A 3266-nucleotide genomic window follows, 5' to 3' on the forward strand; every position below is an offset into this window, starting at 1 on the left:
TCTTTGACAAGTGCATACGAAGGCAGAATTTAAGATTTCTGCTGAGTCAAGAGAAGTTCTCTCGTTGACTCCCAGGGGAAAGCAACGCCGAGAGGCGAAGCTTCTGAGGGAGCTCAACACAAGTGATTCTTCTGGGTCCGCTGCGAAGAGCAGGGGCCTGGATCTTGGTCTCGAGTTTCGACAATCCCGCCGGGAGGTGGGCGTGAAGACGAGAGATCAGGGTAAGTAAGCTACTAAGGGCGTGCGGTGGATGCCTAGGTGCCAAGAGGCGATGAAGGACGTGGGTGGCTGCGAAAAGCTTCGGGGAGTTGCCAACCAAACGTTGATCCGGAGATGTCCGAATGGGGAAACCCAGCATGGCGAATAGCCATGTTACCCCGGCCTGAATACATAGGGCTGGCGGAGCGAACCAGGGGAAGTGAAACATCTCAGTACCCTGAGGAAAAGAAAACAATGAGTGATTCCCGTAGTAGTGGCGAGCGAACCGGGAACAGCCTAAACCGAGTCCACGCAAGTGGCCTCGGGGTTGCGGGTCCGCGGTAGGACCTCGGCTTGTTAGCGGAACAGCCTGGAAAGGCTGACCAAAGAGCGTGATAGTCGCGTACGCGAAAACGAGCTGGGGCCGAGCGGGGTACCCAAGTAAGACGGGACACGTGCAATCCTGTCTGAATCTGCCGGGACCATCCGGTAAGGCTAAATACTACTTGGCGACCGATAGTGAACAAGTACCGCGAGGGAAAGGTGAAAAGAACCCCGGTGAGGGGAGTCAAAAGAACCTGAAACCGCATGTCTACAAGCAGTCCGAGCACTACGGGGCAACCCAGTGCGAGGGCGTACCTTTTGCATCATGATTCGGCGACTTAATGTACGTAGCGAGGCTAAGCCGATAGGTGGAGCCGGAGCGAAAGCGAGTCCGAAATGGGCGATCAGTTGCGTGTATTATAACCCGAAGCGGGGTGATCTACACATGGCCAGGATGAAGTGCGGGTAACACCGCATGGAGGTCCGAACTCATGAAAGTTGAAAATTTCTGGGATGAGCTGTGTGTAGGGGTGAAAGGCCAATCAAACTCCGTGATAGCTGGTTCTCCCCGAAAGATATTTAGGTATCGTCTCGAGTAATTCAGTGTCGGAGGTAGAGCACTGGAACGGCTAGGGGTCTCACCAGATTACCAAACCGTACCAAACTCCGAATGCCGACAACTGTTATCTCGGGAAGCAGTCAGTGGGTGATAACGTCCATTGGCAAGAGGGGAATAACCCAGACCGACAGCTAAGGCCCCCAAATCTAGTCTAAGTGAACACTAGAAAGGATGTGGCAGGTCATTGACAACCAGGAGGTTGGCTTAGAAGCAGCCATCCTTTAAAGAAAGCGTAATAGCTCACTGGTCAAGACAGGCCGCGCCGAAAATGTAACGGGGCTCAAGACTAGTGCCGAAGCTTCGGGTCATACGCGTTTTGACGTGTATGGCGGTAGGGGAGCGTCCCAGTTGCTGCGAAGGTCGACCGTAAGGGCGGCTGGAGCGACTGGGAGTGCTGATGCCGAAATGAGTAGCGATAAAGGGGGTGAGAAACCCCCTCGCCGTAAACCCAAGGTTTCCTGGGTCAAGTTAATCTTCCCAGGGTTAGCCGGTCCTAAGCCGAGGCCGAAAGGCGTAGGTGATGGCAAGCAGGTTAATATTCCTGCGCCATCTTGCAGTCGTTGAACTAAGGGAGGACGGAGAAGGCTAGACGAGCCGGGTGGTGGTTGTACCGGTCCAAAGGTGTAGGGGTGTCGCGTACGATAAAAAGGCGCGGCAGCTATCCCCGAGACCCCATGGCGCCCCGCAAGGGGTAAGTCGTTGATGCCACGCTTCCAAGAAAAGTCCCGTAGGGAGACTGCAGGGTGACCGTACCGCAAACCGACACAGGTGGGTGAGGAGAAAATCCTAAGGCGCTTGAGAGAACTCTCCTCCAAGGAACTAGGCAAATTTCCACCGTAACTTCGGAAGAAGGTGGGCCTCTGGTAGGTGTAGGCGTACAGCCGAAGCCGAGAGAGGTTGCAGAGAAATGGCGGTAGCGACTGTTTACCAAAAACACAGGACTCTGCGAAGGCGACAAGCCGACGTATAGGGTCTGACTCCTGCCCGGTGCTGGAAGGTTAAGGGGATTCGTCAGCCGCAAGGCGAAGCGATGATCCGAAGCCCCAGTAAACGGCGGCCGTAACTATAACGGTCCTAAGGTAGCGAAATTCCTTGTCGGGTAAGTTCCGACCTGCACGAATGGAGTAACGACTTCCGCGCTGTCTCGGAGAGGGACTCAGCGAAATTGAAATAGCTGTGCCGATGCAGTTTACCCGCAGCAAGACGGAAAGACCCCGTGAACCTTTACTACAACTTGACAGTGACACTAGGGATTGACTGTGTAGGATAGGTGGGAGCCTTTGAAGCCGGGCCGCTAGGTTCGGTGGAGGCAACGGTGAAATACCACCCTGTTGATTTCTGGTGTCTAACCGCGTTCCCTTATCGGGAACCGGGACACTGTCTGGTGGGTAGTTTGACTGGGGCGGTCGCCTCCCAAAGAGTAACGGAGGCGCGCGATGGTTCCCTCAGCCCGATTGGAAACCGGGCGTCGAGTGCAATGGCATAAGGGAGCTTGACTGCGAGAGAGACATCTCGAGCAGGTGCGAAAGCAGGTCATAGTGATCCGGTGGTCCTGAATGGAAGGGCCATCGCTCAACGGATAAAAGGTACTCCGGGGATAACAGGCTTATCTCCCCCAAGAGTTCACATCGACGGGGAGGTTTGGCACCTCGATGTCGGCTCATCGCATCCTGGGGCTGGAGCAGGTCCCAAGGGTTTGGCTGTTCGCCAATTAAAGCGGTACGCGAGCTGGGTTCAAAACGTCGTGAGACAGTTTGGTCCCTATCTGCTGTGGGCGTAGGATACTTGAGAGGATCTGACCTTAGTACGAGAGGACCGGGTTGGAGACACCTCTGGTGTACCAGTTATCACGCCAGTGGTATCGCTGGGTAGCCATGTGTCGATTGGATAACCGCTGAAAGCATCTAAGCGGGAAACCGACCTCAAGAACAGGTATCCCGGGCGCAAGCCCCTGAAGAGCCGTCGAAGACTACGACGTTGATAGGCCGGGTGTGTAAGCGTGGTAACACGTTGAGCTAACCGGTACTAATTGCTCGTGCGGCTTACTTTATCCTCATCTCTTGCACGCTCCCCGTATTCCTACGGGGGAGTAAGGGATTCGAGGCCAAGATCGAGGCCCGGCGCA

General features: G+C 55.1%; 1 rRNA gene. It reads left to right on the forward strand.

What is annotated here, in order from left to right:
• Positions 1 to 223: 223 nt before the first annotated feature.
• Positions 224 to 3191: ribosomal RNA gene (locus tag SYV04_RS43580) — 23S ribosomal RNA — on the forward strand.
• Positions 3192 to 3266 lie beyond the last annotated feature (75 nt).

Source organism: Hyalangium ruber (assembly GCF_034259325.1).
GTDB lineage: Bacteria > Myxococcota > Myxococcia > Myxococcales > Myxococcaceae > Hyalangium_A > Hyalangium_A rubrum.